This is a genomic window from Aquimarina sp. Aq107, from assembly GCF_943733665.1.
Taxonomy (GTDB): Bacteria; Bacteroidota; Bacteroidia; order Flavobacteriales; family Flavobacteriaceae; genus Aquimarina.
Map to the genome: position 1 here is coordinate 5,031,102 of NZ_OX030782.1, position 13,458 is coordinate 5,044,559.

Genomic DNA, 13,458 nt, shown 5'->3' on the forward strand with positions numbered 1-13,458 from the left:
TTTTTTAAATTCCAGCAAATGTGCTAATTATTTATAAGAGAATATTCTTTTTTCGTGAAATAATATTAATTTAAACATTTTGTTACATATTAAACAAAATGTAAAAAAGAACCACCCAATTTCTTGAGTGGTTTAGTTAGAATATGTAGTATAGCGGTAGCTATAGATAATTCAATAAGTAATAATTTGATCTTATTTTTTAAGTAGATCTCTTATTTCAGCTAATAATTCTTCTTGAGTTGGTCCAGCTGGTTCAGCAGGAGCTTCCTCGACAGGCTTTTTAGTTTTGTTATATGCTTTTACAATCATAAACATTACGAATCCAACGATAATTAAATTAATAATGGTGTTAATCCAAGCTCCATACGTAATTGCATTTTCAGCGGTTGTTATTGCTCCTGTAGCATCTACAACTGCTTCTTGAAGAATAATTTTTTTACTGCTAAAATCCATTCCACCAGAGAAATAACCTACGACAGGCATTACAATATTGGATACAAAACCTTTGACAACGCCTCCAATAGCAGTTGCCATAATTACAGCAACAGCAAATTCAACGACATTACCAGTCATTATAAATTCCTTAAATTCTTTAAGCATGATTATTTTATTTTAGTTAGTATTATGGATACAAAATACGTAAAAATTAAATCTTTGTTTAAAAAAATGTTAAAAAAACACACTGGAAATTCGATCAAATTCAATTATTACCGATAATAACACGTTTTACTCTTGGAGAAATAGCTGTAAGGAGTTCATAAGAAATTGTTCCTGCGCTTTCAGCTATTATTGCAGCAGAAGAGGTGTTATCGAATATAATCACTTCGTCTCCTTCTTTACAATCAATATCTGTGATATCAATCATTATCATATCCATACAGACATTTCCAAGGATAAAAGCTTTTTTTCCGTTTACAATAAAGAAACCATTTTTATTTCCATATTGTCTTCCGATACCATCGGCGTGACCAATAGGGATGGTTGCTGTTTTGGTATATCCATCAGAAACAAAAGCTCTATTATAACCTAAGGTTTCTCCAGGTTCTAGTGTATGAATTTGAGAAATAACTGATTTAAGCGATGCTATGGGTTTTAAATGGGTGTCATAGTTAGCGTCATTTCCATAGCCAAATAATCCTATTCCGGTGCGGACCATATCAAAATGTGCTTCTGGATAGTTTAGAACTCCTGATGTATTGCATTGATGAAGTATAGATTTGTATCCTAATTGATCAATCATTTGAGAAGTTATTTTCTTAAATAAGTTAATTTGACGTATTGTAAACTCCTTTTCATTATGATCTTCACTGGCTGCAAGGTGAGAGAATAGCGATTTTACTTTAATTGATTTTGTTTTTTTTAAGTGATTAATTATATAATCCACATCGTTTTCCCAAAGACCTAATCGATTTAAACCTGTATTAAACTTAATATGTACAGGATAATCGTTTTGATTTTTTGCTTCTGCGATTGAAATAAATTCTCTTAAAATTCTAGGACTGTAGAGACTGGGTTCTAAATTGTATTTAATTAGCGAAGAAAAATTTATCGGTTGCGGATGCAATACTAATATTGGTGTTTTTATACCAGCTTTTCGCAATGTAATTCCTTCTGATACATAAGCAACAGCAAAATAATCAGCACCTATTTTTTCTAGATGTTTTGCTATCGTTACAGAATCACTTCCATATCCTGCAGCTTTTACTACAGCTAACAACTTAACTTTTGAATCAAGCTTACTTTTTAAGTATGTATAATTATGAGTAAGATGAGTCAAATTAATTTCAAGAATGGTTTCTTTTAGTTTACTCATCAGATTTTTTAGAATTTTTGGATAATTCTTTAGGATCGGTAACCTCTATTTGTTTTACTTTTTCTTTTAGAGAAGCTTTATAGTAAGCAGCGCGACTTAAAGGTTCGTACTCATCTGTTTCACCCAGTAATACCAAGTCATCTTTTTTAGATTTTCTATAACTAAATTGGGCAAGATTACCAGTTCTGGTGCATACTGCATGAACTTTGGTTACATATTCTGCAGTAGCCATAAGAGCTGGCATAGGTCCAAAAGGATTTCCTTTAAAATCCATATCTAAGCCTGCCACAATAACTCGAATACCTTTATTGGCTAAGTCATTACAAACACTTACGATTTCATCATCAAAAAATTGTGCTTCATCAATACCTACTACATCACAAGTATCAGCCAAAATTCTAATATTTGCTGCTGCAGGAACAGGAGTAGAACGAATTTCGTTTGCATCATGAGAAACCACCATCTCATCATCATATCGGACATCGATAGCTGGTTTAAAAATTTCAACTTTTTGTTTAGCAAATTGCGCACGTTTTAATCTACGAATCAATTCTTCGGTCTTTCCCGAAAACATCGAACCACAGATAACTTCTATCCAGCCAAATTGCTCTTTATGATTTACTGTATTTTCGAGAAACATTTTGTATTTTTCAGCATCAATTAAAAGAAACCCTACTCTTTAATAATACCAATTGAATTTTGAGATGATAATGGAAACAATCCTTCATTTCATTTTTACTTTTGGTATTGCTTTAAAGATGAGGTAAATTTATTAAAAAACAAAAAGCATAGCCCAAACGAATAAGAAAGTTATGAAGAAGAAATTGGAAGCAGAATTGATAAGTATTGCACATAGGATACTGCAACTTAAAGATAGGTCGACCTTACCGCAATTGCAGGAAGAGGCAAGACAATTATATGAAAAATTAAGTGTTTTAAATTTTGCAGAGTCTCATTTTGCAGGTATTCAACCAACAATAGGGAGTATTAAGGAGGCTTTAGAAGCAACGGACATATCAGATACTCAAACAGATATTTTAGATGAGATTAAATCTAAACCAATTGTTAGTTTAGATCAAGAAATAGAAACAAAGGAAGTTCCTGAGACTATGTTTAGTCTAGAAAATAAAGTTACTGAATCAATACCGGAAGTAGTTGAAGAACAAAAGCCAGAAATCGTAATCGAAAAGATTAACGAGAAAGTTACAGAAGATCTTTTTGTACCTGCTCCTAAGTTTACAGAAGAGAATGTTTCTTTATCCGAGCCTGTTTATGAAAAAAATGATATGGAAGAAATAGGATCCGTACCTCAAAGTATGCCTATTTTAGAAAAAATGAATGATTTAGAAGAAAAACCAAAGTCATTAAATGATCAATTAAAAAAAGGAATTAATATTGGATTAAATGATAGATTGGCTTTTATAAAACATTTATTTGATGGAAGTTCTACAGATTATAATCGTGTACTTTCGCAGTTAAATACACTTAATAGTAAAAGTGGAGCGAGACAATTTATTAAAAACATGGTAAAGCCTGATTATAATAATTGGCAAGGAAAAGAAGAATATGAAGAGCGTTTTATGGAGATCGTAACCAATAAGTATGAATTTTAGGTAAGGATTTACACTTTTTTGTTACTAACAATCTTACTAAAAGTAAAACTATTTATATGAAAATTATCTACTGGATTGCCACTATAGCGATGTGCGGAATTATGTTGTTTTCTGCACAGATGTACTTTAGAAATACAGAAATGGTAAGAGGTTTTTTTGAAAGCCTAGACTATCCAACATATTTGGTTATTCCTCTGGCAATAGCAAAAATAGGTGGGATTATTGTAATTCTTACTAATAAGGTAAAATGGTTAAAGGAATGGGCATATGCTGGATTCTTTTTTGATATGGTGCTTGCCTTTACTGCACATTACATGAAAGATGATGGACAAGGATTATTTGCTACTTTAGGATTGATATTCCTTATTATATCATATACAATAGGAAAAAAAGTAAGACCCTAAAATATGTCCAAATTATTTATCGTCCCTACTCCAATTGGTAATTTAGAAGACATGACTTTTAGAGCTATTAAAGTGCTAAAAGAAGTGGATTTGATTCTGGCCGAAGATACTCGCACTAGTGGTAAATTACTTAAACATTATGAAATTACTACACATATGCAAAGCCATCATATGCATAATGAACATAAAACTATAGATAGTGTTATTAGAAGGTTGCAAAGCGGAGAAAATGTAGCGTTAATTAGTGATGCTGGAACACCTGCGATTAGCGACCCTGGATTTTTATTGACAAGGGCGTGTGTAGAAAATAGTATTGATGTAGAATGTTTACCTGGAGCTACGGCATTTGTTCCTGCTTTAGTTAATAGTGGTTTGCCAAATGATAAATTTGTTTTTGAAGGATTTCTTCCAGTAAAAAAGGGTAGACAAACACGATTGAAAATATTGACAGAAGAAACAAGAACCATGATATTTTATGAATCTCCACATAAACTCATTAAGACTTTAGGTAATTTTGTAGAATATTTTGGAGATGATAGAATGCTTTCTGTATCAAGAGAATTAAGCAAACTCCACGAGGAAACCATTCGTGGAACTGCGCAAGAAGTATTATCACATTATGAAAATAAACCTCCTAAAGGTGAAATAGTTATTGTCGTTGGAGGAAAAAAATAATATATGAATATATCCGATTTTATTAAGAGACTTAGAAAATATCCTGCAGAAATTACATTTCAGAATACTATGGATATTATTGAAGCTCACTATAGTTTTGAACCTATATCTTTCATCAATGGAAATGTGACTAATGAATCTGGACAAAATTCTGGTTCTTGTAAGTTGTTTTCTTTTGCAAAAAATCACGATTTAGGAGTAGAGGAAACATTAAATTGTTTTGGAGAACATTATAGAAATGTTTTGCAAAACCCTGAAGGAACTGATCACCAAAATATTCGTAATTTTATGAAAACGGGATGGGATGGGATAACCTTTAATGGTCAAGCACTTACTAAAAGACTTCTGTAATTGAACTTAATTGTTTCTCAAGCTTTTTTTGATTTCTTCCAAGGTTTTCAAACTAACTTTGGCTAATGGATTCTTAGATTTAAATTCTAAAGAAAGATAAGGTTTATAAATAGGCATTATAGGGTCAGTATCATTAATGAGCGTGTTTTTTATTTGTTCATCCAACTTATAGTTGGGTTTATAGATGGGCATCTTGGATTTTTCTGACGAAGATTTCTTGTTTGAAAAAAATGCTTCTTCTGTAACTTTTTCCTGAGCATATATACCAATAGTTAGGGAGCAAACTAGAATAGAAAGTAGATATTTATTTTTTGGCGAGTTCATAAGAATAATTTTTGTGAATTTAAAATTACAAATTTTGTCTCTATACTATAAACTATAAATTAATTTAAAAATTACAAGTATCTCTAAACGTTTTGATTATACTATAATTATCGTGGCTATTGTTGTAGTAGTATTATGGCAATTACCATATTTTGGATGGTTTCAATATCCTTTTAGATTATTAGGAACTTGGTTCCACGAAATGGGTCATGGTCTTATGGCAGTAATACTAGGAGGTAGTTTCGAACATTTAGAAATTTATGAGAATGGTGGAGGTGTTGCTTACTATCATTTGGGAGGAAGTTATGTATCTCCATTCATCGGTAATGCATTAGTAGCTGCAGGAGGATTATTAGGGCCAGCGGTAATTGGAGCATTATTAATCATGTCTGCAAAATCACACAGAAATTCTATGATAGCACTTAGGGTTTTGATAGGCGTTATGATACTTTCGTTGTTACTATGGATTCGATCTTTTTGGGGAGTATCAGTGATGAGCGGTTTTACAATCTTTTTATTTGTTATTACCCTATTTAAAAGCAGGAAACTTGAAGTGATTGTTATTCTTTTTTTAGGTTTACAATCTGTACTAAGCACATATCTTCAGCTTGATTACTTATTTACCAAACAGTTTGAAAGAGATGGAACAATTCAGATATCAGACACACAAGCTATTGCAGAAAATACTTTTGGAACGTATTGGATGTGGGCTGTGCTTATTGTTATTATAAGCGCCTATTTACTTTGGAAAAGTTTTCGATATTACTTTAAAAAATAACAACCTAAATCCACAGATTGAGGTTGTTATATGGTTATAGAAATGTAAGATGATTATTAAAAATCGTTAATAAAACTAGCAAGATATTTTTGAATATTTAGGATCCAAAGTAGTACCATAAACCTTATAACATTCTGTTACAGGTTTGTCATAGCTCTTGGTAAAAATCGTTGACCATCCAAATGCCCAATTTTCCTCAACTTTTAAGTAAATTGAAGTTGCGCCTTCTGGGATAGTTTCTGATTTATTCACTCCTAATGATATGTTTCCGGAGTGTTTACTAAACTCCTTTCCATTTAATTTATAAGATAATGTAAAGCGCGCTACATATCCACCTTCGCATCTTATTAAAATAGAACCCGTTTGTTTTGCGTCTAAATGAGTTAATACTGCTTCTTTTAATTCCATAATTTATGTTGTTAATCTTCTACTCTGTTTAAAATTAGGCTTTTCGAATCCGCCGATGTAATCAAAAAAGTAGCTACCCTTTAATGTGTGTTTTAATTACTTTCAAAAGTATTGTAACTATTTGTTTTTCAGAAGGGTATAAATATCTGTTTTTATAATTAAGTATTTGCCGCATTCATGCAGTAGAATTACTTGTTTTTATAATATTAACAGTGAGATTGACTAGATACACACGTGGAAAACACCTGTTTTTTCATGGTTATTACTTGTTAATACATTCATTATTAGCTCCAAAGATGTTTTTTGTGTAGCTTTAAAGTAATAAACCAATTTAACGTATAAATTTTCACACAAATGGAACAGGCAATAGAACAAAATCAGGTAAAGATCAGAAAACAATCAGATGATATAATTCGTTGGGAACAAGAAGAAGTATTACTATTAGCAAGACATTTTCAAAAATTAAACAAGGTCGAAAACTCAGAAACTTGGTACTATACTCGAGCGAATATTTTTGAGATGAATGAATCAGATATAGAAACATTAAATACGATTACTGATATCCAAAGTATTAGAGTTTATATGAGTATAAGTGGAGATGATAAAAATAGATTCACATTTCATCCAATCATAAAGATCATATATTGTGATATGAGCGTAGAGAAAGAAGTAAAGTTTACACTCGAAGCCAAGTATCAGAGTCCCAAAATTTCTAATATATCGAACACAGATGTTGATGATGGAGGGACTCAAGTACCAAAGATATTTGCAGAAATGATATGGACAAACTGGAATAATATCGAAGATAATTTAATCGATGATCTTTTTGTAGCAAAAGATGAAACTACAAAAATGTTGACTCGTGTTATTTTCTATGATGCAAGTAGTGAATTTGTACTCAATCTTTTTAACAATACTTTAAAAAATAATATTGAGAGATTTATTGTATATCCTGGTGTTGATATGAACAAGTTTCAAAATCGTAACATGATATCCTTTACTCCTGTAATTGGAGTTGTTCCTGAAGAGGAAGTAAAAACGGAAGCCATATTAAGACATGGAATTATGGAGTTTACAGATGAAGAGATTTTTATAGAATACCTTACTCCTTGCCCGCCAACTTGTCCTAAATAATAATTAGCTGTAATTGCAAGAAACATTAATGACTAAAGAGGTATTTGAGAATATAACATTAGTGGCTTTTATACTACTATTTCTTCCTTTAGTGGTAGCAATTGTCAGATATAAATTTTTGAACTCTTCTCAAAGAAAGTTATCTATTTTGGTGTTGTGTATAGTAATAGTAGAAATAACTTCTAGGTTGCTATGGTATAAAAAAATAAATAATTTACCTGTATATCATTTTTATATTATTATTGAGTTTATACTCATTATTTACATATATAGAGATGAATTGTCTAGATTATTTCCTAAGCTGTTTTTTGCTATTTTAAGTATAGGATTCACTATCTTTTCTATTGGGAACACCCTGTTTTTGCAAGATATAAATACGTTTAATTCTAATGCAACTACATTGTTAGGTATCATCGTAATATTTCTTTCACTTAGTTATTTTTATGCGTTGTTAAAAGAAGTAAAATATAGTGCTTTGGAAACCAATCCCATGTTTTGGATCAATGCTGGTTTTTTGATTTATTTTTCGAGTAACTTAATCCTGTTTTTTATTAATAATAATATGTTTCAAGGGTCTACAGAAGCTAGTTATCTTGTTTGGGGATTACACGCTATTGTAAACATTGTCTTGACAATTTTTTATACCATTGCTTTATGGGTGAGTCCGAAGAAGCCATAACATTAAAGATTATTATTATAGGAATGGTAGTGATTTTTTTATTATCACTATCAGTGATTGTTTTTTTTATTATTTATCAGCGAAGACTATTAGCACAGCAAAAAAGACATCAAAAAGCGGAGTCAGATTATCAGAAAGAGTTGCTAAAAACAGCTATCCAAAGCCAGGAATCTGAGCGCACTAGAATTGCAAAAGAGCTACACGATGATGTTGGAGCTATGTTAACAACCACTAAATTATATATAGGTCAGATAACTCCAGAATTAAACCCAGAAGAATTGACAACTATTGCAGACAAAATAAGTGGTTTTTTTGATGATATGATACAGAGTGTACGCAGTATTTCTAAAGATTTAAGACCTGTAGTATTAGAGAAATTAGGGTTTCTAGAGGCTATTGATAGTTTAGTGCAGACCATACGAGATACTGGTAAAATCAATATTTCTTTTATAAATAACACCACATATTCTGTATCCAAGACAAAAGAGCTAAATCTTTATAGAATTATTCAGGAGTTGATTACCAATACACTTAAACACGCAGAAGCTACAGAAATAAAAATCGAAATGAAAAATGAGAGGGAAATATTAATTATCGTTTATGAGGATGATGGAAAAGGTTTAAATCAAAAACAACTTCAATATAGAAAAGGATTAGGACTAAAAAATATAGAAAGCAGGTTGTCCATTTTATCAGGAACCATTAGCTTTTTAGAAGAAAAATCTGGAATGAAAGTATTACTCAAAATACCATAATAAGTGCACTCTTAACAACCTAAATAAATACCAATGGAAATTATAAAACTAGGATTAGTAGATGATCATAATTTATTTCGAGAAGGGATTAAATCTCTATTAGATAAAATGAATAATATAGAACTGATTTTAGAAGCTGTAAGCGGTAAAGATCTATTAGCTAAATTAAATAAAGTTGTTCCGGATGTGATTCTATTGGATTTAGAAATGGAAGAAATGAATGGAGTAGATGCTACCCTAAAAATAAAGGAGTCGTATCCAAATATGAAAGTAATCATTCTTACTATGCATAAAGAAGAACGAATGATATCTTATTTGATGGAAGTTGGCGCTAATGGGTATTTACTTAAAGACACAAATCCACAAGAACTAGAAGATGCAATACGATCTGTATGTGATAAAGGTTTTTATTTTAATCCTTTTGTTTCTCAGGCATTGCTAAAAGGATTAAAGAATAAATCTAGCAAACCTCCAGTAATTGGAAAAGATTATCATCTTACCACTAGGGAATTAGAAGTACTAGAGTTAGTAACCAAAGAATTTACTACCGCAGAAATTGCTGAAGAATTATTCTTGAGTGTACGAACCATAGAAGGCCATCGAAAAAATCTAATGATGAAATTAGAAGTAAAAAATACAGCAGGCTTAATTATCAAAGCTGTTAGGGAAAAGATAATTTCAGTATAGAAATAAATGCAAAAAAAGACCTCACAAGTCTTAAACAACAGTGAGGCCTAATCTAATATATTTATAATCTAATAAACACTAAAGATGCTTTCCTTTTTCCCATCCGTGTTTACCGAGATATTGCTCACCAGATTCGATAGCTCCTTCTTCTACGGTAGTACCCATAGAATCATTCCAACGATTTAAGTATCCAAATAAAGAAATCACGCCAAGCATTTCTACAATTTCACCTTCATCCCAGTACTTATAAAGCTCTTTCTTGATAGTTTCATCTACATTATTTGGCACCAATGATGCAGCTAGCGAGAAATCAAGTGCTGCGCGTTCAGCATCACTAAAAGCAGGGTGCGTCTTGTATTCCCAGATATTATCTAATTGTTCTTGTTCTGCACCATAACGTTCTGCGGCACGTATAGCATGCGCTTGGCAATATCTACAACCAGTAGCGTTACTACTTACCCATGCAATCATACGTTTTAAGGCTGAGGTTACACGACCTTCATTAGCCATAACGGCTTTGTTAAGGTTTATAAAAGCTTTAGAAATGGCCGGCCTTCTTTGCATTGTTAATACAGAATTAGGGCAGAATCCTAAAGTCTCATTAAAGAATTCCGCTAATTCTTTAGTTTCTAAATCATGATCTGCGGATAGAGGTGTTACTAATGGCATGTGTATGTATATTTTTTTTGAGTTAATTTAATTTTAGCAAACCAAAATACAAAACTAATATCAAACCTTAACGAGTAGCTATGTTTTTTGTACTTTGGATTTTTAAATAATTTTAGGAGGATTATGCCAATGAGATGGACGCTTAGACCAAAACCAAACAATACTACAATAGCTAATTTAGCAGAAGCTCTTAACGTAGATGAAATCATAGCGTCTTTATTAGTTCAAAGAGGTATTGAAACCTTTGATCAGGCAAAGAAGTTTTTTAGACCTTCTTTAGAAGATTTGCACAATCCGTTTTTGATGAAAGATATGGATTTGGCTGTTTCTAGAATCGAAGATGCTATTATAAATCAGGAGAATATTATGGTTTATGGAGATTATGATGTAGATGGAACTACTTCTGTAGCTCTGATGTCTTCGTATTTAGAAACCATTACATCACAAGTAGCAACATATATTCCGGATCGATATGCAGAAGGATATGGGGTTTCTTATCAAGGAATTGATTATGCCTCTGATAATGATATTTCACTTATTGTAGCGTTAGATTGTGGTATAAAAGCAATAGAAAAGGTGGCGTATGCAAAATCTAAGGGAATTGATTTTATCATTTGTGATCATCATAGACCAGGGGATGTAATTCCAAAAGCAATTGCAGTATTGGACCCCAAGAGAGAAGATTGTGAATATCCCTATAAGGAATTATGTGGTTGTGGAGTAGGTTTCAAATTAATACAAGCAATTGCTTCTAAAAGAGGTGAATCTATAGAGGATTTATTAATATATCTAGACCTCGTTGCTACTGCAATAGGAGCGGATATTGTTCCGATAACAGGGGAGAATAGAGTACTTGCTTATTTTGGATTAAAAGTGATAAATCAAAACCCAAGGACAGGTTTTAAGGCAATGCTATCACAAGTAAAAAAGAAAACGCTAACAATTACTGATGTAGTATTTATGTTGGCTCCAAGAATTAATGCAGCAGGAAGAATGAAACATGGATTGCATGCGGTAAACTTGCTTAAGGAGAATGATTTAGAGCTTGCATTACAATATGCTTCAGAGATAGAAACGTATAATAGTGATCGAAAAGATGCTGACAAAAGCATTACAGAAGAAGCTCTTATACAGATAAAGCAAAATTCTGAAGAGGATAGGTTAACGACGGTAGTGTATGATGAGAATTGGCATAAAGGAGTAATCGGAATTGTAGCATCCAGACTTACAGAAACACATTATCGCCCAACTTTAGTTTTCACAAAGAGTGGTTCTAAGTTAGCCGCTTCTGCCAGATCAGTTAAAGGATTTGATGTGTACAATGCGTTGAATGAATGCTCAGAATATATAGAGCAATTTGGTGGGCATAAGTATGCGGCTGGATTAACATTGAAAGAGGAACAATATGAATTGTTTAAAAGAAAATTTGAGGAAGTAGTAGCTACCACTATCGACAAAAGATTATTGACACCAGAAATAATGATAGATGCAAAAATGGAATTGGATCAAATTACGCCTAAGTTTTTTAGAATTCTGAAGCAATTTGCACCCTTTGGTCCAGGGAATATGGCACCCGTATTTATGACCGAAAATGTAAAAGATACTGGTTATGCAAAATGTGTAGGAGCCGACGAGAAGCATTTAAAGTGCAAGATGCAAAAGAATGGATTGGTAATTGGAGCAATTGGTTTTAATCTGGGGTCTAAATTTGATTTAATATCAAAAAATAAGAATGTGAAGGTAGCATATAATATTGATGAAAATGAGTGGAACGGATCAGTTTCGCTACAATTAAAGCTAAAAGATATAATTTAATCTATTTTTATTTAGATTAATTATAAATAATTAATATTTTTGAATCAAATATGATTCAGAATGAGTGCTATAGATAGAATTTACAGTAATAAAATTGGAATATCTTTCTTTTGGAGAAAACAAAAATCAGGTGATTCGCCCAAAATTCAATTGGTTTTTAGGGATATTGGATTTTTACTTACTTTAAACGAGTTAAAGGATTTTTCCGAATCTTGCAGGTTAACAGAACAATCCCAATGTTGCAATCAATGTAATCACCATTGTAGGTCTTTATTACTTAGAACGCCATCTGATAAGATTGATTTAGCAATAAGCAAGGATGAACTAGAACAAATACAAGAGTTAATTAATGGTACTGTTTTTAGAGTAGAATTACAAAAATGGGTAACTAATATTGGACGTAATTAGTAACTCTTCTATCTAAGAAAATCTAAAATTTTATAAGATATCTCTTCCGCTTTAGTTTCTTGTATAAAATGTTTTTCATCTATAAAATGAATATCTGCCTCATCAATTTTCAGGGCATTTGTCACTTTAGTTTGTTGAGGAGTCCATTGTAACATGGTGTCATGAATCCCCCAAATAACTGCAACAGGAATTTCAATATTTTCAAAAACTAAAAAATAATCAGGAAAATAATTACAAGTTCTTGTAAAGAAATAATACATCCCATCAGTTTTACCTTCTAATAAAGGAGTTTTATAACCCTCTACATCTATTTCGTTTAACGTATTTTCTTTAAGCCCTTCTTTGAATAATGATTTCAGAAGTGTATTGGTTGTAACTCCATTCCGATAGGACCACATTGCAGCTTTAGCAGCTGGACCAGGACTAAATCGTATTGGCGGATAAAAACCTTCCTCATACAATAATGTATTTAGTATAATAAGTTCTTCAATTCGTTTAGGAGCTTGATTAAAGAGCTCCCAAGTCCATACACCTCCTACATCGTGCATTACGTGAGACCAATATTCAATACCTAAACCATCCATTAAAGCAAGAAGCCTTTTTGCATGTTCTTTTTCACTATAAATTTTATATCCTTCTGGAGAATCGCTAGAACCATATCCTAACATATCTGGAACAATAACTCGATAGCCTCCAGCAACCAGAGGGTCTATCATTTTACGATATAGCCATCCAGAAGTGGGAACTCCGTGTAGGAGCACAATTGCAGGTCCACTGCCTTTATCTATATATTTAATAATGCCATCTTTACTTGGAAATGATCGTTGTTGAGCTCTAAACTCTTCATAGGTCATTTGACCTTTTCTGACTTTAGTATTCTGATATGGTTTACACCCAAAAACAATTACTACGATTAGAAGTAATAAAGAAAGCTTCTTCATTTAG

18 protein-coding genes are annotated in these 13,458 nt (G+C 31.9%); 11 read left to right on the forward strand and 7 right to left on the reverse strand.

What is annotated here, in order from left to right; translation table 11 throughout:
* Positions 1-192: 192 nt before the first annotated feature.
* The 3 genes from mscL to NMK29_RS21730 all read right to left on the reverse strand — a co-directional run bounded on the left by mscL (position 193) and on the right by NMK29_RS21730 (position 2,453).
* A complete protein-coding gene (gene mscL, locus NMK29_RS21720; RefSeq protein ID WP_108804728.1) occupies positions 193-600 on the reverse strand; it encodes a large conductance mechanosensitive channel protein MscL in 408 nt (135 codons plus the stop codon).
* Positions 601-700: 100 nt separating this feature from the next.
* Entirely contained in the window at positions 701-1,813 is a 1,113-nt protein-coding gene (gene alr, locus NMK29_RS21725; RefSeq protein WP_108804729.1) for an alanine racemase, read from the reverse strand.
* Entirely contained in the window at positions 1,806-2,453 is a 648-nt protein-coding gene (locus NMK29_RS21730) for a thymidine kinase (RefSeq protein ID WP_108804730.1), read from the reverse strand. The genes alr and NMK29_RS21730 overlap by 8 nt, the downstream gene beginning before the upstream one ends.
* Before the next feature lie 172 nt (positions 2,454-2,625).
* On the opposite strand from NMK29_RS21730, the gene NMK29_RS21735 reads away from it, so the two are divergent.
* The 4 genes from NMK29_RS21735 to NMK29_RS21750 are packed head-to-tail and all read left to right on the forward strand — an operon-like array spanning position 2,626 to position 4,856.
* Positions 2,626-3,426: a hypothetical protein gene (locus tag NMK29_RS21735; RefSeq protein ID WP_108804731.1), complete on the forward strand. Its 801-nt coding sequence runs from the start codon at positions 2,626-2,628 to the stop codon at positions 3,424-3,426.
* Positions 3,427-3,482: 56 nt separating this feature from the next.
* Positions 3,483-3,830 carry a DoxX family protein gene (locus NMK29_RS21740; RefSeq protein WP_108804732.1) on the forward strand — a complete coding sequence of 116 codons (348 nt, stop codon included), beginning with the start codon at positions 3,483-3,485 and terminating at the stop codon, positions 3,828-3,830.
* Between the two features lie 3 nt (positions 3,831-3,833).
* Positions 3,834-4,505: a 16S rRNA (cytidine(1402)-2'-O)-methyltransferase gene (gene rsmI / locus NMK29_RS21745; protein ID WP_108804733.1), complete on the forward strand. Its 672-nt coding sequence runs from the start codon at positions 3,834-3,836 to the stop codon at positions 4,503-4,505.
* A 3-nt stretch (positions 4,506-4,508) separates the two neighbouring features.
* The gene (locus tag NMK29_RS21750; protein ID WP_108804734.1) at positions 4,509-4,856 is read left to right on the forward strand and encodes a HopJ type III effector protein; all 348 of its coding nucleotides are present in this window, start codon (positions 4,509-4,511) and stop codon (positions 4,854-4,856) included.
* Between the two features lie 6 nt (positions 4,857-4,862).
* Here NMK29_RS21750 and NMK29_RS21755 read toward each other — a convergent pair whose 3' ends face one another.
* A complete protein-coding gene (locus NMK29_RS21755) occupies positions 4,863-5,180 on the reverse strand; it encodes a hypothetical protein (RefSeq protein ID WP_108804735.1) in 318 nt (105 codons plus the stop codon).
* Positions 5,181-5,292: 112 nt separating this feature from the next.
* Between NMK29_RS21755 and NMK29_RS21760 the strand changes: the two genes are divergently transcribed.
* Positions 5,293-5,958 carry a M50 family metallopeptidase gene (locus NMK29_RS21760; RefSeq protein WP_234424314.1) on the forward strand — a complete coding sequence of 222 codons (666 nt, stop codon included), beginning with the start codon at positions 5,293-5,295 and terminating at the stop codon, positions 5,956-5,958.
* A gap of 75 nt (positions 5,959-6,033) precedes the next feature.
* Here the strand turns inward: NMK29_RS21760 and NMK29_RS21765 are convergent, their stop codons facing one another.
* Positions 6,034-6,366 carry a hypothetical protein gene (locus NMK29_RS21765; protein WP_108804737.1) on the reverse strand — a complete coding sequence of 111 codons (333 nt, stop codon included), beginning with the start codon at positions 6,364-6,366 and terminating at the stop codon, positions 6,034-6,036.
* A 354-nt stretch (positions 6,367-6,720) separates the two neighbouring features.
* On the opposite strand from NMK29_RS21765, the gene NMK29_RS21770 reads away from it, so the two are divergent.
* The 4 genes from NMK29_RS21770 to NMK29_RS21785 are packed head-to-tail and all read left to right on the forward strand — an operon-like array spanning position 6,721 to position 9,621.
* On the forward strand, positions 6,721-7,500 hold the full coding sequence (locus NMK29_RS21770; RefSeq protein WP_108804738.1) for a hypothetical protein: 780 nt from the start codon (positions 6,721-6,723) through the stop codon (positions 7,498-7,500).
* 28 nt (positions 7,501-7,528) lie between these two features.
* The gene (locus tag NMK29_RS21775) at positions 7,529-8,179 is read left to right on the forward strand and encodes a hypothetical protein (protein WP_108804739.1); all 651 of its coding nucleotides are present in this window, start codon (positions 7,529-7,531) and stop codon (positions 8,177-8,179) included.
* The gene (locus NMK29_RS21780; RefSeq protein WP_108804740.1) at positions 8,155-8,934 is read left to right on the forward strand and encodes a sensor histidine kinase; all 780 of its coding nucleotides are present in this window, start codon (positions 8,155-8,157) and stop codon (positions 8,932-8,934) included. The genes NMK29_RS21775 and NMK29_RS21780 overlap by 25 nt, the downstream gene beginning before the upstream one ends.
* Before the next feature lie 33 nt (positions 8,935-8,967).
* A complete protein-coding gene (locus tag NMK29_RS21785; RefSeq protein WP_108804741.1) occupies positions 8,968-9,621 on the forward strand; it encodes a response regulator transcription factor in 654 nt (217 codons plus the stop codon).
* Between the two features lie 78 nt (positions 9,622-9,699).
* Here the strand turns inward: NMK29_RS21785 and NMK29_RS21790 are convergent, their stop codons facing one another.
* Positions 9,700-10,290, reverse strand: a complete 591-nt coding sequence (locus NMK29_RS21790; protein ID WP_108804742.1) for a carboxymuconolactone decarboxylase family protein — start codon at positions 10,288-10,290, stop codon at positions 9,700-9,702.
* Positions 10,291-10,419: 129 nt separating this feature from the next.
* Here NMK29_RS21790 and recJ point away from each other — a divergent pair, with 129 nt between their 5' ends.
* The gene (gene recJ, locus NMK29_RS21795; protein WP_108805459.1) at positions 10,420-12,105 is read left to right on the forward strand and encodes a single-stranded-DNA-specific exonuclease RecJ; all 1,686 of its coding nucleotides are present in this window, start codon (positions 10,420-10,422) and stop codon (positions 12,103-12,105) included.
* 60 nt (positions 12,106-12,165) lie between these two features.
* Complete coding sequence (locus NMK29_RS21800; RefSeq protein WP_108804743.1) at positions 12,166-12,513, forward strand: hypothetical protein; 348 nt, start codon at positions 12,166-12,168, stop codon at positions 12,511-12,513.
* An 8-nt stretch (positions 12,514-12,521) separates the two neighbouring features.
* On the opposite strand, the gene NMK29_RS21805 is transcribed toward NMK29_RS21800, so the two are convergent.
* The gene (locus tag NMK29_RS21805) at positions 12,522-13,454 is read right to left on the reverse strand and encodes an alpha/beta fold hydrolase (RefSeq protein WP_199915062.1); all 933 of its coding nucleotides are present in this window, start codon (positions 13,452-13,454) and stop codon (positions 12,522-12,524) included.
* Positions 13,455-13,458 lie beyond the last annotated feature (4 nt).